Source organism: Micromonospora sp. NBC_01699, assembly GCF_036250065.1.
Lineage (GTDB): Bacteria > Actinomycetota > Actinomycetes > Mycobacteriales > Micromonosporaceae > Micromonospora_G.
Genome location: NZ_CP109199.1, coordinates 15,464 through 36,257 on the forward strand (window position 1 = coordinate 15,464; position 20,794 = coordinate 36,257).

22 protein-coding genes, 2 tRNA genes, 1 other RNA gene and 1 pseudogene are annotated in these 20,794 nt (G+C 70.9%); 14 read left to right on the forward strand and 12 right to left on the reverse strand.

Going from position 1 to position 20,794, the window contains the following annotated elements; translation table 11 throughout:
• Position 1 precedes the first annotated feature (1 nt).
• On the reverse strand, positions 2-1,075 hold the full coding sequence (locus OG792_RS00050; protein WP_329106123.1) for a PHP domain-containing protein: 1,074 nt from the start codon (positions 1,073-1,075) through the stop codon (positions 2-4).
• A 67-nt stretch (positions 1,076-1,142) separates the two neighbouring features.
• On the opposite strand from OG792_RS00050, the gene mtnA reads away from it, so the two are divergent.
• Positions 1,143-2,132 (forward strand): S-methyl-5-thioribose-1-phosphate isomerase, encoded by a 990-nt coding sequence (gene mtnA, locus OG792_RS00055; RefSeq protein WP_329106125.1) that lies wholly within the window; start codon positions 1,143-1,145, stop codon positions 2,130-2,132.
• On the opposite strand, the gene OG792_RS00060 is transcribed toward mtnA, so the two are convergent.
• The 3 genes and pseudogenes from OG792_RS00060 to OG792_RS00070 form a co-directional block, all read right to left on the reverse strand.
• Positions 2,101-2,583, reverse strand: coding sequence for a prephenate dehydrogenase dimerization domain-containing protein (locus tag OG792_RS00060; protein WP_329111011.1), 483 nt, complete (start codon positions 2,581-2,583; stop codon positions 2,101-2,103). The genes mtnA and OG792_RS00060 overlap by 32 nt on opposite strands.
• A 6-nt stretch (positions 2,584-2,589) precedes the next feature.
• A pseudogene (locus OG792_RS00065) lies at positions 2,590-3,144 on the reverse strand (prephenate dehydrogenase/arogenate dehydrogenase family protein); the annotation flags it as partial.
• Positions 3,145-3,187: 43 nt separating this feature from the next.
• Complete coding sequence (locus OG792_RS00070) at positions 3,188-3,934, reverse strand: M23 family metallopeptidase (RefSeq protein WP_329106127.1); 747 nt, start codon at positions 3,932-3,934, stop codon at positions 3,188-3,190.
• A 223-nt stretch (positions 3,935-4,157) separates the two neighbouring features.
• Between OG792_RS00070 and OG792_RS00075 the strand changes: the two genes are divergently transcribed.
• The 4 genes from OG792_RS00075 (at position 4,158) to OG792_RS00090 (ending at position 6,084) form a co-directional block, all read left to right on the forward strand.
• A complete protein-coding gene (locus OG792_RS00075; protein WP_329106129.1) occupies positions 4,158-4,538 on the forward strand; it encodes a hypothetical protein in 381 nt (126 codons plus the stop codon).
• Between the two features lie 115 nt (positions 4,539-4,653).
• Positions 4,654-4,821 (forward strand): hypothetical protein, encoded by a 168-nt coding sequence (locus OG792_RS00080; protein WP_326561696.1) that lies wholly within the window; start codon positions 4,654-4,656, stop codon positions 4,819-4,821.
• A 139-nt stretch (positions 4,822-4,960) separates the two neighbouring features.
• Positions 4,961-5,497 (forward strand): tRNA adenosine deaminase-associated protein, encoded by a 537-nt coding sequence (locus tag OG792_RS00085; protein WP_329111012.1) that lies wholly within the window; start codon positions 4,961-4,963, stop codon positions 5,495-5,497.
• A gap of 122 nt (positions 5,498-5,619) precedes the next feature.
• Positions 5,620-6,084 carry a nucleoside deaminase gene (locus OG792_RS00090; protein WP_329106131.1) on the forward strand — a complete coding sequence of 155 codons (465 nt, stop codon included), beginning with the start codon at positions 5,620-5,622 and terminating at the stop codon, positions 6,082-6,084.
• A gap of 139 nt (positions 6,085-6,223) precedes the next feature.
• On the opposite strand, the gene OG792_RS00095 is transcribed toward OG792_RS00090, so the two are convergent.
• The 4 genes from OG792_RS00095 to deoD form a co-directional block, all read right to left on the reverse strand.
• Entirely contained in the window at positions 6,224-6,697 is a 474-nt protein-coding gene (locus tag OG792_RS00095) for an acyl-CoA thioesterase (protein WP_329106134.1), read from the reverse strand.
• A 5-nt stretch (positions 6,698-6,702) separates the two neighbouring features.
• Complete coding sequence (locus tag OG792_RS00100) at positions 6,703-7,335, reverse strand: TetR/AcrR family transcriptional regulator (protein WP_329106136.1); 633 nt, start codon at positions 7,333-7,335, stop codon at positions 6,703-6,705.
• A gap of 187 nt (positions 7,336-7,522) precedes the next feature.
• On the reverse strand, positions 7,523-8,335 hold the full coding sequence (locus OG792_RS00105) for an endonuclease domain-containing protein (RefSeq protein WP_329106138.1): 813 nt from the start codon (positions 8,333-8,335) through the stop codon (positions 7,523-7,525).
• 575 nt (positions 8,336-8,910) lie between these two features.
• The gene (deoD, locus tag OG792_RS00110; RefSeq protein ID WP_329106140.1) at positions 8,911-9,618 is read right to left on the reverse strand and encodes a purine-nucleoside phosphorylase; all 708 of its coding nucleotides are present in this window, start codon (positions 9,616-9,618) and stop codon (positions 8,911-8,913) included.
• 76 nt (positions 9,619-9,694) lie between these two features.
• On the opposite strand from deoD, the gene OG792_RS00115 reads away from it, so the two are divergent.
• Positions 9,695-9,784 (forward strand) — tRNA-Ser (locus OG792_RS00115).
• Between the two features lie 111 nt (positions 9,785-9,895).
• On the opposite strand, the gene OG792_RS00120 is transcribed toward OG792_RS00115, so the two are convergent.
• From OG792_RS00120 to OG792_RS00135, 4 genes are all read right to left on the reverse strand, one after another.
• Positions 9,896-10,432 (reverse strand): hypothetical protein, encoded by a 537-nt coding sequence (locus tag OG792_RS00120; RefSeq protein WP_329106141.1) that lies wholly within the window; start codon positions 10,430-10,432, stop codon positions 9,896-9,898.
• Between the two features lie 87 nt (positions 10,433-10,519).
• Positions 10,520-11,332, reverse strand: coding sequence for a hypothetical protein (locus tag OG792_RS00125; RefSeq protein ID WP_329106143.1), 813 nt, complete (start codon positions 11,330-11,332; stop codon positions 10,520-10,522).
• Positions 11,333-11,419: 87 nt separating this feature from the next.
• A complete protein-coding gene (locus OG792_RS00130; protein WP_329106145.1) occupies positions 11,420-12,160 on the reverse strand; it encodes a class I SAM-dependent methyltransferase in 741 nt (246 codons plus the stop codon).
• Between the two features lie 147 nt (positions 12,161-12,307).
• A tRNA-Ser gene (locus OG792_RS00135) sits at positions 12,308-12,392 on the reverse strand.
• Positions 12,393-12,477: 85 nt separating this feature from the next.
• Between OG792_RS00135 and ffs the strand changes: the two genes are divergently transcribed.
• The 8 genes from ffs (at position 12,478) to OG792_RS00175 (ending at position 20,727) form a co-directional block, all read left to right on the forward strand.
• Positions 12,478-12,567, forward strand: an RNA gene (gene ffs / locus OG792_RS00140) — signal recognition particle sRNA small type.
• Between the two features lie 197 nt (positions 12,568-12,764).
• Positions 12,765-15,482, forward strand: coding sequence for a DNA polymerase III subunit gamma and tau (locus OG792_RS00145; RefSeq protein WP_329106147.1), 2,718 nt, complete (start codon positions 12,765-12,767; stop codon positions 15,480-15,482).
• A 155-nt stretch (positions 15,483-15,637) separates the two neighbouring features.
• Complete coding sequence (locus OG792_RS00150; protein WP_329106149.1) at positions 15,638-16,039, forward strand: DUF2752 domain-containing protein; 402 nt, start codon at positions 15,638-15,640, stop codon at positions 16,037-16,039.
• 25 nt (positions 16,040-16,064) lie between these two features.
• Positions 16,065-16,484: an RDD family protein gene (locus OG792_RS00155; protein WP_329106151.1), complete on the forward strand. Its 420-nt coding sequence runs from the start codon at positions 16,065-16,067 to the stop codon at positions 16,482-16,484.
• 155 nt (positions 16,485-16,639) lie between these two features.
• A complete protein-coding gene (locus tag OG792_RS00160; RefSeq protein WP_329111015.1) occupies positions 16,640-16,948 on the forward strand; it encodes a YbaB/EbfC family nucleoid-associated protein in 309 nt (102 codons plus the stop codon).
• 10 nt (positions 16,949-16,958) lie between these two features.
• Entirely contained in the window at positions 16,959-17,552 is a 594-nt protein-coding gene (gene recR / locus OG792_RS00165; RefSeq protein ID WP_329106153.1) for a recombination mediator RecR, read from the forward strand.
• A 392-nt stretch (positions 17,553-17,944) separates the two neighbouring features.
• Positions 17,945-19,624 (forward strand): ABC transporter substrate-binding protein, encoded by a 1,680-nt coding sequence (locus OG792_RS00170; RefSeq protein WP_329106154.1) that lies wholly within the window; start codon positions 17,945-17,947, stop codon positions 19,622-19,624.
• 95 nt (positions 19,625-19,719) lie between these two features.
• Positions 19,720-20,727 (forward strand): ABC transporter permease, encoded by a 1,008-nt coding sequence (locus OG792_RS00175; RefSeq protein ID WP_329106156.1) that lies wholly within the window; start codon positions 19,720-19,722, stop codon positions 20,725-20,727.
• Positions 20,728-20,794 lie beyond the last annotated feature (67 nt).

The window sequence follows — 20,794 nt, forward strand, 5'->3', positions numbered from 1 at the left end:
CTCAGCCGGCGTGGCCGGCGGTCCAGGCCAGCAGCTCGTCGGCGGTTCGGGCGTTGACCACCCGGTCGACCGGCACCCCGCAGCGGGCCGCCCGCTCGCAGCCGAAACGCTGCCAGTCGAGCTGGCCCGGGGCGTGCGCGTCGGTGTCGATGGCGAACTCGCAGCCCGCCTCGACCGCCACCCGGATCAGCCGCTTCGGCGGATCCTGCCGCTCCGGCCGAGAGTTGATCTCCACGGCCTTGCCGTACGCGGCGCAGGCGGCGAAGACCGCGTCGGCGTCGAAGTCGCTCGGCGGGCGGGTACGCGCCCGGTGCCCCCGGTCCCCCGGCCCGGTCACCCCCGGCGGCCGGCCCGCGACCATCCGGCCGGTGCAGTGTCCCAGGATGTCCAGGTGCGGGTTGGCGATCGCGGCCAGCATCCGCCGGGTCATTTTCGCCTTCTCGTCCGACAGCCCGCTGTGCACCGAACCGACCACCACGTCCAACTCGGCCAACAGCTCATCGTCCTGGTCGAGCGAGCCGTCGGCCAGGATGTCCACCTCGATCCCGGTGAGCAACCGGAACCCCTCGGGCAGTGCGGCGTTGATCGCCGCCACGTGATCGAGCTGTTTCCGCAACCGGGCCGCCGTCAGACCCCGGGCCACCTTCAACCGGGGCGAGTGGTCGGTCAGCACCAGATACTCGTGCCCCAGATCGACCGCGGTCAGCGCCATCTCCTCGATCGGCGAACCGCCGTCGGACCAGTCGGAGTGGGTGTGGCAGTCGCCGCGCAACGCGTCCCGCAGCGCGGCCGTCGCCTCGTCCAGGTCGAGGCCCTCGGTCGCGGTCAGCCGCCGCAGGTAGACCGGCTCCTCACCGGCCAGCGACTCGGTCACACACCGGGCGGTGACGTCACCGACCCCGCTCAGCTCGGTCAACGTGCCCACTTTCGCCCGCGCGGCCAACTCGTCGGCGGGGAGCGCGGCCAGGGTCGTCGCCGCCGAGCGGAACGCCCGTACCCGGTAGGTGGCCTCGTTCGCCCGCTCCAGCAGGAAGGCGATCCGGCGCAGATCGGCGAGCGCATCCCGAGCGGTCATCAGCTCACCGTAGCCGGCACACCGGCCGGGCGCCGGGCTCCGGCCACGCGTCGTAGCCTTGCCGCTCATGAGGACGATCGACTGGGTGGACGGCGCCGTCGAGATCATCGATCAGACGGCCCTGCCGGACCGGCTCACCGTACGGCGACTGCACGGCGTCGAGGAACTGGTGGCGGCGATCCAGACCCTCGCCGTACGCGGAGCACCCGCGCTCGGCGTCGCCGGGGCACTCGGGGTGGCCCTGGCCGCCCGGCTGCACGACGGTGACCCGGTGGCGACGGCCGCGGCCGTACGGCTGGTGGAAAACGCCCGCCCGACGGCGGTGAACCTGGCCCGGGGCGCCCGCCGGGCGGCGGACCGGCTACCGGAGGGCCCCGACGCGGTCCTGGCCACCGCCCTGGCCGTACGCGACGAGGAGATCGCCGCCTCCGCCGCGATGGCCGAACGCGGCGCCGACCTGCTCGCCGAACTCTGCCCGCCCCGCCCCCGGCTGCTCACCCACTGCAACACCGGTGCACTGGCGGCCGTCGTCGGCGGCACCGCGCTCGGTGTGGTGATCGAACTGCACCGGCGCGGCGGGCTCGGCGCCGTGGTGGCGAGCGAAACCCGACCGCTGTTGCAGGGCGCCCGGTTGACCAGCTGGGAACTGGGCCGGGCCGGGATCGAGTGCCGGGTAGCCGTCGACGGCGCCGGACCGTTCCTGATGGCCCGGGGCGAGATTGACGCCGTGATCCTGGGCGCCGACCGGATCTGCGCCAACGGCGACACCGTCAACAAGATCGGTAGTTACGCGCACGCGCTCGGCGCCCAGCGGGCCGGCATCCCGTTCGTCGTCGTCGCCCCGGAGTCCACCGTGGACCACCACACCGCGACCGGCGCCGACGTCGAGATCGAGGACCGGGGCCCGGACGAGGTGCTCGCGTTCCGGGGCAACCGGACCGCCCCGGCGGGCGCCGGTGCGGTGAACCCGGCCTTCGACGTCACCCCGTACGACCTGATCACCGCGATCGTCACCGACCGGCGGGTTATCCGGCCGGCGCGGGGCAAACGGGTCTGACCGCGGTCACCGTACGACGGTTCGGGGCGACCGCGACCACCCAGCCGCCGGCCCGGCCCAGTTCCAGCAGGTCGTCGCTGCGGGCCGGCAGCTCCCGCGCGGTGCCCGGCCGGGGCGGCCAGGCGGCACGGGCCGCCGACGCCGGGGCCAGCCAGTCCCGCAGGGCGGCGATCGGATCGTCGGCGTCGATCGCGGCCCGCGCCTCGGTCAGTGCCGCCAGCACCCGGTCCAGGGCCGCGCCGACCGCCGCCGCGTTCCCCCCGGACATCGCCGCCACCAGGTCCGGTCGGGTCGCCGCGACCCGGGTCCCGTCCCGGAACGAGCCGGCGGCGAGCGTGCCGGCCAGCGGTTCGTCCGCCACCCCGGCAACCAGCGCCGCCGCCAGCAGGTGCGGTACGTGACTCGCCGCCGCCACCGCGCGGTCGTGCTCGGCGGCGGTGGTCGGCACCACCCGCGCGCCCAGCGGGGTCAGCAGTGCGGCCAGTTCCAACCAGTCGGCCAGTGAGGTGCCACGCGGTTCGAGGCAGAGCACCCAGGCACAGCCGGCGAACAGCGCGGGATCGGCCGCGCCGAAACCGGAGGTCTCCCGGCCCGCCATCGGGTGACCGCCGACGAACCCGGCCAGCCGTTGCGGCTGCCGGTGCAGGCGTTCCTCGACCAGGGTCGCGACCGGGCCCTTGACGGAGGTGACATCGGTGACCAGCCCGGCGTAGCCGGCGTCGCGCAACTGGTCCAGCACCCCGCCGACGGCGGGCAGCGGAACCGCGAGGACCACCAGTTCGGCGCGGGCGACGGTGTCCCGTACGGTCGGCGTCACCTGCCAGCGGTCGCCCGCCGGGGCCTGGGCGGCGGCGGTCCTGGCCGTGGCCCGGGTGGCCGGGTCGGCGTCGTAACCGAGCACCCGGTGGCCGGTCGCGGCCAGTGCGCGCAGCACGGAGCCGCCGATGAGTCCGAGGCCGATAACCGCGACGTTCACGCCGGTGACTCTCGCACACCGGCCCGCTCGCCAGCCGGCAAGGCTCGCCCACTGCCGCCGCCGCTCCCGGTGGCGGTGCTCAGGGCGCCGGCGGGCACCTGTGCTTGCGCTGCCAGGCGGTCACCTCGTCCACCGGCGACCGGTTCGTCCGGTCGCGCCACGCGTCCAGGTAACGCGCCGGCCAGACCACACCCCGGCGGGTCCACCAGTCCTCGGTCCGGTCGCACGGCGGTGAGATGCCGAAGTGCAGGTGGCACACGTTGTTCGCGTTACCGGTCTTGCCGACCCGGCCGACCTGCTGGCCGGCGCGGACCCGTACCCCGGCGTCCAATCCGGTAGCCAGCTCGGACAGGTGCGAGCCGTAGTAGCGGACCCCGTCGTCGCCGAGCAGCGACACCGCCTTGCCCCCGTTGAGCGGACCCTGCGGGCCGTTCTTCTTATACCCGTCCACCCGGGTCACCTCAAGGATCTCCCCGTCGGTGACCGCCAGGACCGGGGTGCCGCAGGAGGCGAAGATGTCCGTGGCCGCGTACGCGCCGTGGGTCGGGTGGTAGGAGGCGGCGGCCGAGTTCACCGGGAAGACGTACCGGGCCGGGGTCAGGCTCGCCGGGGGCGTACCGGGCGGGGTGGCGGGCGGCGGCGTCACCGAGGGCGCCGCCTCGGCCGAGCCGGTCGGCGTCGCGCTCGCCGGGTTGGTCGGCGAGGACCAGACCGCCGGGCGGCTCTGCGCGCAGCCGGCGGCGGCCAGCGCCGTCAGCAGCAGGGCGATCGGGTACGCCGGAAGGCGCCCGTTCCGGCGCCGCGTACCCGTTTCGTCCCGTGCCATCCCGCCATCCTGGCAGAACCGGCGCGATCGCGCGGACGCCGGTCGTCCCGCCGAGTGGCCGGGCGAGTCGGCTCCAGCGCGGGTACGCTGCGAGCCAGCGGCGTGGCTCTGCACCATGGCCGGGCGGCGTGGCCCTGCTCCGCGACCGGCCGGCTCGGCGCGCGAGGCGATGGTCTGTCGTCGCGGACCGCCGACGCCGTAACCGAGCGGAGGAGCGAGGGTGATGGCCGAGCAACCGACGTCACGCACCTGGCCCGAGGCCGGCCAACCGCCGCGTACGCCGTCGGGGTTGTTCCCGTCCGGCCTGCCGTCGCGGCCGATCTACCGCGAGCCACACCCGGTACGCGGCTCCGCGCTCGCCGCCGGTGCCGGCTCGGCGGCGGCCTGGTTGCTCCTGTTCGGGCTGCTCGGCAGCGACCTGCGCGGCTACGTGTGGTGGACGGTGCTGGCCGGAGTGGTGGCCCTCACGGCCGCCCTGTTGCTGGTCCGGTTCGGCGACCGGGGCGCTGCCGTCGGTGTGGCGATGGTCACCGCAATCGGGTGGTCGACCGCCGCGCTCGCGGTCGCGGTTCGCTGGAGTACCACCGGTTGGCCGCTTTGGTGACACTGCGCTGTCGAGCCACCGCACCGGGTACGCGATCTAGGGCGGTGGGTACCCGCTCGGTGGCACACCGCGACCGGGCTTGACGAACGCCGCGCGACTGGGCACCCTCGCCACTATGGCCTGGACAGAGCAGCGGCTCGACCCTGAGCGCACCCGACGGCGGATACAGCTCCTCGCGGAGTTGGCCGGGGCGAAGTCGGTGCGGGAGCGGACGCAGCCGCGCCGGGTACGGGTCGACCGGTTGCGCGAGTTGATCGCCACCCGTCGTCGCCTGGCCGGCTGACCCACCGGGATCCGCTCGATTACGTCCCCGTCCTTCGGGGAGTTGCGCGGTCGAGCCCGGACCCGACCGGATACCGTCACGCGTGACAGGCAGTCGACAGTGGTGGCCGGCGGTACGCCGTGAGTTGTTGGGGGGACCGGTGTCGTACTTCGCGGCGGCCGTGGTGCGGGGCTCGACCGGCTGGAGCGCAGCCGAACTCGACCTCGGTGGTGCCGCGGACATAGACGAGGTCGCGGAGCTGCTGCGCGAGGTGGAGCCGGACGCCGAAACCTCGCTGCTCTTCGTCGAATCCGACGACACCTACCTGGCCATCCTGCGCCTGGACGACGGCGATGACCTGCGCGTCTTCGGCTCCGACTCGGCCTTCGCCGAGGAGTCCCGACTCGGTGCCCTGCTGCTCGGCGACATCAAGTCACCCGCACTGGAGATGGACGACGTGGTCGAGCCGGCCACGCCCGCGCTCGCCTCGTCCACCGACGAGGAGAGCGAGCAGCCGGCCGCCGACCCGGACGCGGACCCGATCGGCGACGCCGACCTGCTCGCCAACCTGGGTATCTCGGCCCACCGCCTGCTCGCCCTGTGCGCCCAGGAACGGATGCTCCCGGCCGACGTCACCGTCGAACTCGGCAAGGTGATCGGCTGCGGCGACGTGATCGAGGAACTGCGCGAGGCGTGAACGGGCAGGGCGCCGCTGACCCGCCGCGATCCGAGCCGGCGGGATCTGGCCCGGCGGGATCTGGCCTGGCGGGATCTGGCCCGGCCGAAGCTTCGGGCCGGCGGCAGCGGCACGAGGCGTGGATGCGGCGGGCCCTGGCGGTGGCCGCCGCCGCCGACGGTCTGCCGGGCGCGGCCGGTGACCCATCCGACGCCGGTGACCCGTTCGACGACGTGCCGGTCGGCGCGGTGCTCTATGACCCGGACGGGGTCGAACTGGCCATCGGCCGCAACGAGCGCGAGCGTACCGGTGATCCGACCGCGCACGCCGAGATCCTGGCGCTGCGCCGGGCGGCCGAGTCGCGCGGCGCCTGGCGGCTGGACGGCTGCACCCTGGTGGTGACCCTCGAACCGTGCACCATGTGCGCGGGCGCGCTGGTGCTGGCCCGGATCTCCACCCTGGTCTTCGGGGCGTGGGAACCGAAGACCGGCGCGGTCGGCTCGCTCTGGGACGTCGTACGCGACCGCCGACTCAACCACCGCCCCGAGGTGTACGGCGGCGTGCTGGCGGCCGAGTCCGCAGCGTTGTTGCGCGCCTTCTTCCGCTGACCCGTGCCACGGTTCACCACCCCTGTGCGCAAGGCTGTGGATAACTGTGGATCGTTGCTGCCGACGTTGTGCACACCTTGTGGATAACGTCGGATCGTCTGTGGATATCAGGTGTGGATATCCGGTGATGGCGACCCGGTCACGCGGTGCTGGACTCCGGGCGGAGCAGGGCCTGGCCGACCGCCTTGGCCCCGTCGGTCCACGGAGTCGGGCGCAGCGTCGCCGGGTCGAGCCGGACGATCGCCCGCCGCCCCTGCGCGTACACGGTGCCGCCGTCGGTGGAGAGCAGGCGGAAGCCGTACTCGGCGCTGGTGGTGCCGAACTTCTCGAACCAGAAGTGGACCAGGATCGGGCCGGTGCCGCGGATCGGGGCGCGGTAGCTGATCGAGAGCTCGCGTACGGCGTGGAAGATGTCCGGGGCGCTCATCCGCCCGTTCTCGAACGAGAACCCGCGCTCGGACCAGTACGGCGTCAGCGCCCGCTCCAGCAGCACGGCGTACTTCGCGTTGTGGACGATGCCCATCATGTCGAGGTCGTCGAAGTGCACCCAGACCGGCTCGGCATGACCGAACGGGACGTCGGGCGGGGTGATCGTGCCGTTGGCACTGGTCATGTCGATCATCCTTCGGGTAGCAGATCCGGTTCGGGGCAGAGGGCGCGCAGCCGGTCGAGCACCGCCTGCCGGGCGTACCGGTAACTGGGTTCGGTGGGCATCAACCGGGACTGCATGGCGGCGGCGAGGCCGAGCGCCTCGAACTCGTACGCGAGCAGTCCGACGTCGGTGTGCGCGGCCAGTTCGCCGGCGGCCACGGCCTCGGTGGCCAGCCGCCGGACAAGTAACAGCCACTCGGCGAGTGATTCGGCCAGCCGGTCACGGACCGGGCCGGGATGCACGTTGTACTCGAACTCGGCGTTGGCGAAGAAGCAGGCGCCGGGCAGTGTTCCCTTGCCGTAGTAGGCGAGCCGGTGCTCGTGCAGCGCCCAGAGCCGGCGTACGCCCCGGGGTGCCCGCAGCGCCGGCCGGATCACCTCGTCGAGCATGAGTTCGCGAGCCCGTTCGACGGTCGCGAGTTGCAGCTCCTCCTTGGAGCGCCAGTGCGCGAACAGGCCGGACTTGCTGACACCGAGCCGTTCGGCGAGCTGCCCGAGGGAGAGCCCGTCGAGCCCGGCCTCGGTGGCCAGGGCCACGGCGGTGTCGAGCACCATGGTCCGGGTGCGTTCACCCCGTACCGCCCGACCGTCGACCGTCATGATCGCGAGCCTACAACTATACGACCGATCGGTCGCATAGTTCCCCCACCCCAGTGACCCACCCCACCCCTTCCCCTCCTCCCCGCGGGCGTGCCCCCCGCATGCCCGCGCGTGCCCGGCCCCTCTCCCCGTCGATCTAGGGCAAATACGTGCTAGTTGATCTCTATCCACCACCATTTGCCCTAGATCAACGGGGAGAGGGGGTGGCGGGGGAGGGGCGGCGGGCGGCGGTGATGGTGGTGAGGATTTTTTGGGGGTACTGGTAGAGGTCGGTGGAGGTGAAGTAGCGGACGGACCAGCCGCGTTGGGAGAGCCAGTTGTGGCGGGTGCGGTCGGCGCGGAGCCGGTGCGGGTCGAGGTGGCTGGAGCCGTCGTACTCGACCGCTATCAGGCGGTCGGGGTCGCCGAGATCAACCCGATGCCGTACGCGCCCAAAGTCGTCAAGTACGGGAAACTGCGGGACGAAGCCGTCGAGTTTGCCGTCGTGCAGAATCAGGCGGAGTTGGCTTTCCTGGCGGCACTCCGGACGCGGGTCCGCCAGCGAGATGAGTTCCCGAGCCTGGCGTACGCCCCGCAGGCCGCGGTGCCGGAGCACCTCCAGCGACAGCTGATCCGGCTCGCAGACGCCGGCGAAGAGCGCGGCGTCCAGCACCGGTAGGGCGTCTCGTCGCGGCAGCAATCGGGCAAGGTCGACCGCGCAACGCATGGGCGGCGCACAGGGGAGGCCGAACAGCTCGACCGGCGGACCGATCGGCAGGGACACCTGGTGGGCGGTGATGCCGGGGCGCTGCGGAAACGGCGTTCCGGCCGGCAGGAGGAGGTGGATCGTGTTGGTCCGCGCGACGCCGAATCCGTACAGCTGGGCGGCGGTGTGTGCGCCGAGCACGGCGAGCGGTGGTGCCGCGCGCAGGGCGGCCCGCGCTCGGTCGAGCAGGTCGGGTAGATCCGGGAACCCGAGGTAGATCCCGTGATGCGAGCGGAGCAGCCGCTGCCGGGACACACGCCACCGGACAGCTTCCCTACTCAGCCCCCGATACCGTAGTTCACGGTACGTAACGGGGTGCGGCCTGGAGCGACGGAGCAGTTCCAAGGGCAGACGCATCGCCTCGGCATAGAGATCCATGGCCCGGCAGCCTGCTCCGCTCCCCGCCCAACCGCGACCCGCCAACCCCTCACCTGTGGATAACTCCACCCCATGTGGATAACCCCCACCACCCCACCAAACCTGCTATGCCCCCACCCACCCCTACACCCGACCGCCCCCGGCATCCACCACCCCGGCCCACCCCCGACCCCCACTCCCCACCCGCACCGCGCCCCACCGCACCGCGCCCCACCCCACCGCGCCCCACCCCACCGCGCCCCACCCCACCGCGCCCCACCCCACCGCGCCCCACCCCACCGCGCCCCACCCCACCCACGCCACGCCACGCACCCGCGCCCCACCCACCCGCGATCTAGGGCAAATGGTGGTGATTGGAGATCCACTAGCACGTATTTGCCCTAGATCGACGGGGAGAGGGGCGGGCGCGGGAGGGAGAGGGAGGGAGGGAGAGAGGGAGGGAGGGGGAGGGGCTAGGCGATGGCGGTGTCTAGGGCGATCTCGATCATCTGGCCGAAGGTTTGTTCGCGTTCCTGGGAGGTGGTTTTCTCGCCGGTCTTGATGTGGTCGCTGACGGTGAGGACGGTCAGGGCGCGGGCCTTGAAGCGGGCGGCGATCGTGTAGAGGGCCGCCGACTCCATCTCCACAGCGAGGACGCCGTACAGGGCGAGGGTGTCGTAGAGGTCCGGGCGGTCGGTGTAGAAGGCGTCCGCCGCCAGCACCGGTCCGACCCGCATGCTGATGCCGCGCCGCTCGGCGACCTCGACCGCCGTACGCAGCAGCCCGAAGTCGGCCACCGGGGCGTAGTCGATCAACCCGTCGAAACGTACGCGGTTCATGTTCGAGTCGGTCGAGGACCCGCTCGCCGCCAGTACGTCACGCAGTTGCAGGTCCTCGCTGAGCGCCCCGCAGGAGCCGACCCGGATCAGCGTCCGTACGCCGTAGTCGTTGATCAGTTCGTGGGCGTAGATCGAGGCGGACGGCATGCCCATCCCGGAACCCTGGACGGATACCTCGACCCCGGACCAGGTGCCGGTGTACCCGTACATGCCTCGGACCGAGGAGTAGCACCTGGCATCCTCCAGGTAGGTCTCCGCGATCCACTTGGCCCGCAGGGGGTCGCCCGGCATCAGGACCCGCTCGGCGATCTCGCCCGGCTTCGCGCCGATGTGCGTACTCATGGCTGATGATCCTGCCAGGTCCGGCTGAGCCATACCGCCGTGACGGGTCTGCCGGGCGTCCGGTACCCTTCTCGGCGGTGGCGTGTCCGAGTGGCCTAAGGAGCACGCCTCGAAAGCGTGTGAGGGGGTAACCCCTCCGCGGGTTCAAATCCCGCCGCCACCGCCAGCAAGCAGGCAGAACGCCCGGCATGTCCGCAAGGACGAACCGGGCGTTTCGCCGTTCTGGGATCCCCGAGCCAACAGCCGATCGTGGCGGCCCTTGACCAGGCGGTCTGCTTCAGCAGAGGCCGAAGCCCTCGTCGAAGAGTTTCTGGGCGTAGGCGGCGTAGCCGGCGATGGTCTTGCGTACGACCCGGCCGTCGTGCAGGAACAGGAAGGCGCGATCGCCCTCCCTGGCGAGCAGCCCGTCGAACCGGTACGTCCCCTGTGGAGCGATCAGAGCCGTGGCCGCCGGATACCGGGCGTGCACGGTGTTGACCGAGGTGCCGACGGTCACGCCCTCCGGGGTGTGCATCGGCGGGCTCACCCACATCAGCACGAGCCGTTCCCGGTCGAAGACCGGGCCGACCGTGTCGAGGCCGGCGATCTGCGCGGCGCAGTCGGCAGGTTCGGCCTCGATCTGGAGTACGCCCCGGGCGGTCAGTTCTCCTTCGGTGTCGCCGAAGGAGATGTTGCGTACCCCGGACAGGTGGACCACGTCGGGCCCGAATGTCTCCGCGGCCGGGTTGTCGGGCGCGGTTGGGGCGCTGCCGCTGGTGGACGCGATGAGCGCCACCAACAAACAGGTGATCAGTACCGTTTTGCGGGCTTTCATATATCCCCTCCGGGAGCACAACGGAGCGGACGGCAGAAGGTTGCTGCCTCTATCCACATCCTGTGGATAGAACATGTGTACGACGGATCAGGTTACGCCCCAGTGCTGGTCCTGTTGGACCGTCGTGACCCCGGTCCGCACGGCCCGCGCGATGTCGTTGACGGAGCGTACGTAGCCGACCGCCGCTCCGGGCTGCGGCGACATGCTGCCGTGCGTGACCTGGTCCCGTAGCCGCCCCAAACTGGTGATCGCCTGGTACGTCACCGGCGAGATCGCCCCGTGGTCGAGCAGCGTCTGAGCGAGCGCGACACCCTGACGGCGTACCGCCGCTCCGGCCCGGTCCACGAACCCGCCGGTCCGTACGTCGTTCAACGCCCCGGACATCGCGTCCTCCAGCGCTGACCAGGCGGCGTCCACCGCGTACGCCGGGTTCTGCTCGGCCCGCAGCGCGATGTCCCGGAAGCCGCGGTCGAGCTGCGCGGAGGAGCCGGCGGCGGACCTGTTGCCGCCCGCGCCGCGACCCGGCGCCGTCCGGGGCCGGGGCGGTGGTCCGCCGATCGGCGGACCGGTCGGTTCGCCGATCGGTGAGCCCGTCGGTTCGGGAAGGGCCTCCGGTGGCGGGTCGAAGGTGGCCCACGGGTCGGCCGGTCCCGGCCGCGCTCCGGTCCGGGCCTTGGTGGAGCGGGCAGCCTCGCTGGAACGGGCGGCCTCGACCGCCACCGCCTCGCCGACCTGGCGGTCGGCCTCGCCGAACTCGGCCCCGAAACTGCCGGCCGACACCGACCGAAGCTGGCTGATCCGGGCCCGCAGCGGCCGGCGGAAGATCAGGAGTACGACCACCACGGCGGTCGGCCAGGCCAGGTGTCCGGTCATCTCCGCGATGAAAATCTGCCAACCCACCAACGGATTCTGCCGCCATCCGCCCCGATCCGTCGATAGTCCAACTCCGATCGATGTCCGGCCAACTCGCCAGTCAACGGCGCGTGACTACAGCTCGGCGACGAGCAGTCGGTAGCCGGCGTCGAACTCCGGCAGTTCCAGCAGGTCAGCGTGACGCTTGTGCCACCGTCCCGAGTCCAGGTCGGCGGCCAGCCGTTCCAGACCAGGCCGGATCACCTCCTCGCCGGTCTGGGCCAACATCGACATGCCAGCTCGTACGGCTGGATCGAGGTACGCCTCCGGCCGGCGCCAGTAGGCCGCCCCGAACCCGTCGGAGCAGTCGTGCGGCACGGGCACCACCTCCACCCTGGCGTCACCGAGCAGCGCGGCGAGCCGTTCCACCGGCACCGCTCGGGCGTCGTCGAACGCCGCCGCCTCGGGAAGATAGTCGCTGAGCAGCCAGAATCGTCGAGTGACCTGCTGGTCCCAGGTCAGGATGACAACCCGTCGTCGGGCGATCCGCCGCAGTTCGGCGATCCCGGCTTCGAGGTTGGTCCAGTGATGCACGGTCAGTAGGGCCATCACCGCGTCGGCGGCGTTGTCCCCGACCGGGATGGCCTCGGCGAACGCCTGAAGGACCGGGGCGGCTACGGCCGGCCGCTGCTCGATCATTACGGCGCTGGGTTCAACCGCGAGCACGGTCTGCGGCGGCTCGTACGAGCCCGCGCCGGCACCGACGTTGATCACCGTACGGGCGCCGCCGAGGGCTGCGTTGATCCGGGCGCCGACTCTGGGGTCTGGTCGCCTCGTGGTGTTGTACGTCGTGCCGATGCTGTCGTAGATCACCATGTCGGGCAGTCTGCTCCCCGCCCCCGAGAGCCGCCATCCGTCAGCCCGTGTCTCGACGGCCGGCTCTCTTGCGTACGACAAGGGGCCCGACGACAAAGGGCCGGACCCCGGTGGGGCCGGCCCTTGCGTTCGTGCTGCTCAGAAGAGCGGAGGATACGAGATTCGAACTCGTGAGGGTGTAAACCCAACACGCTTTCCAAGCGTGCGCCCTAGGCCTCTAGGCGAATCCTCCGTCGGACAGACTACAGGTTCCGCCGGGATCTTCTAACCCAGTACCTTCCCTGAAGATCGACCACCCGGCCGGGTACACTCTGCGGTACCCCCCGTGTGGCGTCATCCTGTGAACCTCCCCAGGGCCGGAAGGCAGCAAGGATAAGCGGGCTCTGGCGGGTGCACGGGGGGCCTTTACGTCCCGGTCCCGTCGCTCCGGCCCTGGTAGGGCGGCCTCAGCCACATCCGGTGACGCGCCGGACCCCAGCATCAGCGGGCCTCGTGAACACCCCGGAGCGCCAACAATCGCCCAACCTGTCCGTCGGTGGCGGGGCGAAGTGGCCGTACCGGGTGGTGCAGCGGAGAATGGCTCGGTCGAGAGGAGGCGGGACGAGTGGCACTCGCGCTCTACCGCAAGTACCGGCCGCGCACCTTCGCCGAGGTGATCGGGCAGGAACACGTCACCGAGCCACTGTCGCAGGCACTGCGTACGGGCAGGTTGAACCACGCGTACCTCTTTTCCGGGCCCCGTGGCTGTGGCAAGACCTCCAGCGCCCGGATCCTGGCCCGCTCGCTCAACTGCGAGCAGGGGCCGACTCCGGAGCCCTGTGGCGTCTGTGACTCGTGCCGGTCCCTCGCCGGGGACGGTGCCGGGTCGCTCGACGTGATCGAGATCGACGCGGCCAGTCACGGTGGTGTGGACGACGCCCGTGACCTGCGGGAGCGGGCCTTCTTCGCGCCGGCCAACAGTCGGTTCAAGATCTACGTCATCGACGAGGCGCACATGGTCTCGCCGGCCGGCTTCAACGCCCTGCTGAAGTTGGTCGAGGAACCGCCGGAGTTCGTCAAGTTCATCTTCGCGACGACCGAGCCGGAGAAGGTCCTCGGCACGATCAAGTCGCGTACCCACCATTATCCGTTCCGGCTGATCCCGCCGGGTGTGCTGCGGCCCTACCTGGAGCAGTTGACCGAGGCCGAGGGGGTCAAGGTCGAGCCGGCGGTCTTCCCGCTGGTGGTCCGGGCCGGTGGCGGCAGCGCCCGGGACTCGCTCTCGGTCCTGGACCAGCTTATCGCCGGGGCCGGCCCGGAGGGCGTCAGCTACGCCCGCGCGGTCGCCCTGCTCGGGGTCACCGACGCCGCGTTGATCGACGAGATGTGCGACGCGCTGGCCGCCGGTGACGGCGCCGCCGCGTACGGGACGGTCGACCGGGTGGCCGAGGCGGGGCACGACCCGCGCCGGTTCGCCACCGACCTGCTGGAACGGCTCCGGGACCTGATTGTCCTGCAACAGGTGCCGGACGCGGCGGCAAAGGGTCTGATCGACGGCCCGTCCGACCAGATCGAGCGGATGACCGCCCAGGCGCAGAAGCTCGGCCCGGCGACGCTGTCCCGGTGCGCCGACATCGTGCACAACGGCCTGGTCGAGATGCGCGGCACCACCGCGCCTCGGCTGCTGCTGGAGCTGGTCTGTGCCCGGATGCTGCTGCCCGGTGCCGAGGATTCGACCGGCGGGCTGTTGCAGCGGTTGGAGCGGATGGAACGTCGGCTGACGCACGTCGGCGATCCCGGTCCGTCGGCCGCCGCCGGTCCCGCGTCGGTCACCGATCCCGCCCCGGTACGACCGGCGCCTGCCGTACCGTCCGCCCCGGTCGGCCGGACACCGGAACCCACCGCGTACGCGTCGACCGGGTCCGAGCCGGCGTCGACGGGATCAGAACAGCCCGCGTCGGTCACGCCCCGGCGGGCGGTGCCGCCCTCCGCGGTGATGCCCGATCCGGCCACCCCCGATCCGGTGGTTCCCGGCTCCGCCACCCCCGGCACGCTGGACGCCGCTGCCGTCCGCCGGCAGTGGGCCGACGTCGTCGGCATGATCAATCGCACCCACAAGCGGATCGCCGCCCTGGTACGCGACGCCGTGGTCCGGGACCTCGACGGCAACACCCTGGTGCTGACGGTCAAGTCCCCGGTGCTCGCCCAGATGCTCGTGAGCAACGTCGAGGTGGTCACCGAGGCGATCTACCAGGAGTTCGGACAGCGCTGGCAGATCCGTTGCGAGGTGGCCGGTGACCAGCGGTCGGCGGGTGCCGCCGCCGGACCGCGCCCGGCCCCGGCCGCTCCAGCCACGCCGGCCGTTTCAGCCACCCCGGCCGTTTCAGCCACCCCAGCGACCCCGGCCATCCCAGCCACCCCGACCATCCCGGCGGCTCCGGCCCGGGAGGCCGCGCCGCGTGACGTACCGGCTCGGGAGGTGGCGGCACCCAGGGAGGTGGCGGCGCCTCGGGAGGCGGTGCCGGCGGGTGCGCGGCCACGGGACGAGGCGGCGGGAAGTGCCGGGGCACCCGCAGACAACGGTCCGGCCGACCCGCCGCCGTGGGACACGACGCCCGGCGCCGCCGGTGCCGGTGCGCCGGTCCGGGAGAACGTGCCGGGCGCGCGTACCGGTGGTGGTCCGGCGCGGGCCGGCGCGGCCGCCGTGGTGAGCGGCGCGGGTGACACCGACTGGCCCGAGGCGGCCCGTCCGGGTGGGGCGGCAGCCGTTCCCGCACCGGCCGCCGGAGGAAGCGACTGGCCGGAGCCGGCCCGCCCCGGTGGCACCGGTCCGGTGCCGGCGCCTTCGCCGGGTGCCCGGTCGGATTCCGCGCCGGGTGGCCGGTCGGATTCCGCGCCGGGTGGCCGGTCGGATTCCTCGTCGGGTGGCCGGTCGGACTCCGCATCAGGGGGCCGGTCGGATTCCGTACCGGGGGCTCGGGTGGACGCTGCTCCGGCGGCGCCGGCCAACGGTGCCGTACGCAATGGTCCGGTCGGTGCCGCACAGCCGAGCGCCGGTCTCGCGGCCGCGCGTGCGGCGGCGGCGGGTCGTGGCCCCAAGCCCCAGCCGGCGGTGCGTACGGCGGACCGCGACTGGGCCGGTGATCCGCCCTATGACCCCGACTATGACGGTCCGGCTCGGCCTGCCGGCGGTGGTTACGAGGGTTTCGATCCCGGTGACGAGCCGCTCGACGAGGTGGTCGACGAGCGGACCGCCCGGCAGACCAGCGAGCAGCAGGCGATGGAGTTGCTGCGGGAACAGCTCGGTGCCGAACGGATCGGCGACATCGACAACACGAAGTAGTCGCGGGTCGGGAAATCGGCCGATCTGCTGTCCGGAAATAGTACGACTGCGGTGAATGGCCGTTCGTCCATTATGGAGCATTTAGAAAAATGGGGTTAGCGGAGTCGGGGCGAATCTCTTAAGATCAGCCGCCCCCTCTCGAATGGTCAGGACCAGTGCGGCGAGAACTTTCGGTACCGGAGCGACTCGGCCTGTTCGGCCTGTCGGTAGCCCCGGTGGCGGCGGTCTGGCCGTGGCTGACCGGCAGCACCGGGTTGGCCGCGCCGTGCCCGTTGCGTTGGCTGACCGGAATGCCCTGTCCCGGCTGCGGCCTCACCACGGCCGCGGTCGCACTGGTACACGGCGACGTCGTCGGCGCGTTCCGGGCGAATCCGGTGATCTTCGGCCTTGCCGCACTGGCGGTGGCCGTGGGTCCGGTGCTCGGGCTCCGCGCGCTCGGCGTGCTTCCCACGCCGGTCGCCTGGTCCGCTCGGGCCCGCCGACGGATGGGTCGGGGGGTGGCCCTACTCGCCCTGGCGAGCTGGGTTTTCCAGTTGATTCGGCTCGGCGTCGGCTGAGCTTCCCCCAAGGAGTACACCCCTGATGTTCGCCAATTGGATCACGCGGGTCGGCGCGTACGTCGTCGATGCCCTGGTCGCCGCTCCCTTCGCCATCCTCGCCGTCGTGCTCGACGGTCCGGGAACCGACCCGGACACCGGTCTGGCCACCGGCCCCGGCCCGCTGTACTGGGTCTTCGTCCTGCTCGCCGTCGCGCTCTCCGGTTACAACCGCTGGTACCAGGCGGGCAAGACCGGCCAGAGCTGGGGCAAGAAGGCGGTCGGCATCCGCCTGGTCGACGAGGTCTCCGGGCAGCCGATCGGTGGCGGCAAGGCGTTCCTGCGCGATCTCGCCCACATCGTCGACAGCATCATCTGCTGGATCGGCTACCTCTTCCCGCTGTGGGACAGCAAGCGGCAGACCCTCGCCGACAAGATCGTCAAGACGGTCGTGGTCAAGAACTGAGAATGTCCCGATGGCCGTGAACGGCACGGTCGCCGGCATTGGGCGTTACCGGGCCATGTCCCGTCGACAAGCGGTCGGCGGGACATGGCCTAGGCTGGGGTGGACCATTTCCGCTCTTCCGAGGAGTCGCCGTGCGTCCGGGTGGACAGCCCAATATGCAGCAGATGTTGAAGCAGGCGCAGAAGATGCAGCAGCAGCTCGCGGTGGCGCAGGCGGAGCTGGCCGAGGCGGAGCTGACCGGCACCGCCGGCGGCGGCCTGGTCACCGTCACGATCACCGGTGCCGGCGAGATCACCGCCATCAAGATCGACCCGAAGGCGGTCGACCCGGAGGACATCGAGACGCTGGAGGACCTGGTGCTGGCCGCCGTACACAACGCCAGCGAGGCGGTACGGAAGCTGACCGAGGAGAAGATGGGCCCGGTCACCGGCGGCATGGGCGGCCTCGGCCTGCCCGGTTTCTGAGCCACCCCAGATGTACGAGGGTGCGATCCAGGATCTGATCGACGAGTTGGGGCGACTGCCGGGCGTGGGCCCGAAGAGCGCCCAGCGGATCGCGTTCCACGTGCTGTCGGCCGACCCGGCCGACGTCACCCGGTTGGCCACGGCCCTCCGGAAGGTCAAGGAGTTGGTGCGCTTCTGCACCAGCTGTTTCAACGTGGCCGAGTCCGAACAGTGCCGGATCTGCCGCGACCCGCGACGCAGTGCCGAGGTGCTCTGCGTGGTCGAGGAGCCCAAGGACGTGGTGGCGATCGAGCGGACCGGGGAGTTCCGGGGCCGCTACCACGTACTCGGCGGGGCGATCAATCCGCTGGAGGGGATCGGCCCGGACAACCTGCGCATCCGCGAGCTGATGGCCCGCCTCGCCGACGGTGTGGCGCGGGAACTGATCCTGGCGACCGACCCGAACACCGAGGGCGAGGCCACCGCCACCTACCTCGCCCTGCTCGTGAAGCCGATGGGCATCTCGGTGACCCGGCTGGCCAGTGGTCTGCCGGTCGGCGGCGACCTGGAGTACGCCGACGAGATCACCCTCGGCCGCGCCTTCGCCGGACGCCGTACGGTCTGACCGCCCGCGGAACCCGCCCGCGGAACCCGCCCGCCCGACCTGCCCGCCGACCGGCCGACTGCTCGCCGGTCGGCGGTGTCGTCCCAGCGGTCGTGCCGGCCGTCGTGCCAACCGTCGTCCCGATCGGAGTTGACCGCTGGCTCAGCCCCGATCCGGCCCGCCGGCCGACTTCCGGCTCGAAGTTGCCGATGACGAGGGCGCGTCCGGTCTGGACCTCGATGTGACACAGGCGGTTGAAGTGCGCCGTCTGCCGTTATAGATCCTCTTCTAGGTGTCGGCTTGGTAGAGATTCCAAAGCAGGCGTTCCGTTCGAGGTCCTGAGGCCATTAGCCTGCCGCTCACGGACCGTGCCAAAACCCCGGCGTTGGTCATGCGCATGACAGAGGTGAGAGATGCAGGCGAGAGGGCTCAGGTCGGCGATCGCCGTCGCGGCCGTTGCCGTGATGGCCGCCGGCGCGGCGGGATGTGCGGCAAGTGACCGGGAAGAGGGCGGAGAGGGCACCGCATCGGGCGGTACCTTCGTGTTCGCCGGTGCCGGTGACCCCAAGAACTTCGACCCGATCTTCAACGATGACGGTGAGTCGTTCCGGCCGGTCCGGCAGATGTTCGAGACGCTGGTGACCCACAAGCCGGGCACCGCGGACGTGGTCGGCGGCCTGGCCGAGAGCTGGGAGCACGACGCGGCGGGCAAGGTCTGGACGTTCAAGCTTCGCAAGGACGTCAAGTTCCACGACGGCACCCCCTTCAACGCTGCCGCGGTCTGCTACAACTTCGACCGCTGGTACAACATGAAGGGCGCCGCGGCGCAGAGCCAGATGCTCTACTACCAGGACGTCTTCGGTGGTTTCGCGACCAACGAGGCGGAGTCGGCCGGTAAGTCGATCTATGAGAAGTGCGAGGCCAAGGACGACGGCACCGCGGTCGTCTCGCTGAACGTGTACAAGGGGGCCTTCCCCGGCGCGTTCGCGCTCACCTCGCTCTCCATCGCCAGCCCGGAGGCGCTGAAGAAGTACGACGCCGACAAGGTGACGCAGAGCGGCGACTCGTTCGAGTACAGCGCCTTCGCGAACACCAACCCGGTCGGCACCGGCCCGTTCACCTTCGGTGGCTGGGACAAGGCCAAGAACGAGATCACCCTGAACCGCTACGCGGACTACTGGGGCGACAAGGCCAAGGTCGACAAGGTGATCATCAAGGTCATCAAGGACGAGACCACCCGTAAGCAGGAGCTGCGCGCGGGCACCGTCCAGGGCATCGACTTCCCGGCCCCGGCCGACCGCAAGGCGCTGGAGACCGAGGGCTTCCAGGTTCTCAACCGCCCGGCCTTCAACATCCTCTACCTGGGCATCAACCAGAAGAACAACCCGAAGCTCGCGGACCTGCGGGTACGTCAGGCGATCGCCTACGCGCTCAACCGTGAGCAGCTGGTCCAGACCAAGGCGCCCGGTGGCTCCAGTGTGGCCAGCCAGTTCATGCCGGACACCGTGCTCGGCTACGCGCCGGACGCGCAGAAGTACGAGTTCAACCCGGAGAAGGCCAAGCAGCTCCTCAAGGACGCTGGCGCCGAGGGTCTGACGCTCAACTTCTACTACCCGCCGGACGTCTCCCGGCCGTACATGCCGAACCCGCAGGAGATCTTCACCGTTCTCGCCAACGACCTCCAGGGCGTCGGCATCAAGGTCAACGGTGTTCCTCGCCCGTGGAACGGTGGCTTCAAGGACGACGTGCAGCAGTTCGGCAAGCACGACCTGCACATCCTCGGCTGGACCGGCGACTACAACGACCCGGGCAACTTCGTCGGCACCTTCTTCGGCCGGGCCAAGGCCGAGTTCGGTGACGAGAAGCTGACCGACATGTTCGCCGCCATCACCGCCGCCGACGCGACCGTCGACGAGGCCGGCAAGAAGGCCGCGTGGGAGCAGGTCAACCGGGACATCGCCAGCAAGTGGCTGCCGGCCATCCCGATCTGGCACGCCCCGCCGGCGATCGTCGTCACCAAGGACGTCAAGGGTCTGGTTGCCAGCCCGCTGACGGCCGAAGAGTTCAACACGGTGACGGTTTCGGCCAGCTGACCCAGCGGTCATCCCGCGTACAGCTGCGGCCCGGGCCGGGCGAATCGTCCGGCTCGGGCCGCGCCTGCGGGTATCGAGAACATGGTGTGTGAAAGATGTTGCGAGTCATAGTTCGCCGCCTGCTACAGCTGGTGGTGACCCTGATCGCGCTGACCGCGCTGATCTTCATCTGGCTCCGGAACCTGCCCGGTGGCCCTGTCGACGCACTACTCGGCGAACGGGCCACCCCCGAGCGGCGGGAACTCCTGACCAAGGCGCTCGGTTACGACCAGCCGATCCTGGTTCAGTACGGCAAGTTCATGCAGCGAATGCTCACCGGTGACTTCGGCAACTCGATCCGTACCGGCGACTCCGTCGTCGAGGTGCTCGGGCGGTCCTTTCCCGCAACGGTCGAGCTGGCCCTCGCCGCGATGATCATCGCGGTCGGGCTCGGCATCCCGCTCGGTTACCTGGCCGCCCGCCACCGTGGCCGGACGCTGGACAACCTGACCGTCGGCGGGACGCTGCTCGGCATCTCGATCCCGATCTTCTTCCTGGGCTACCTGCTCAAGGACGTCTTCACCCAGAACATCCACTGGTTCCCGCCCTCCGGGCGGATCAGCACCGGACTGGACAACACCAACGTCACCGGCTTCTTCGTACTCGACGGGCTGCTCACCCGCGAGTTCGACGCCAGCGCCGACGCGCTCTGGCACCTGATCCTGCCGGCGGTCACCCTGGCCACCATCCCACTGGCGGTGATCGTACGGATCACCCGGGCCAGCGTGCTGGACGTGCTGAACGAGGACTTCATCCGTACCGCCGAGGCCAAGGGGCTGCGCCACCAGACCGTCCGGGGCCGGCACGTGCTGCGCAACGCCCTGCTGCCGGTGGTGACCACCATCGGGTTGCAGACCGGCGCGCTGCTGGCCGGTGCCGTACTGACCGAGAAGGTCTACAACTGGGGCGGGCTCGGCACCCTGATCACCGACTCGATCACCGGCAGCCGGGACTATCCGGTGTTGCAGGCGCTGATCCTGGTCGCCGCCCTGGTCTTCATCGTGGTCAACCTGCTGGTCGACCTCTCCTACGCGGTCATCGACCCCAGGGTGCGTGTGCGATGAGTGAGCAAGGCGGCAACGTGAGCGAACCAACCGAGAACGTGAGCGGACCGAACAAGCAGGACGCCGG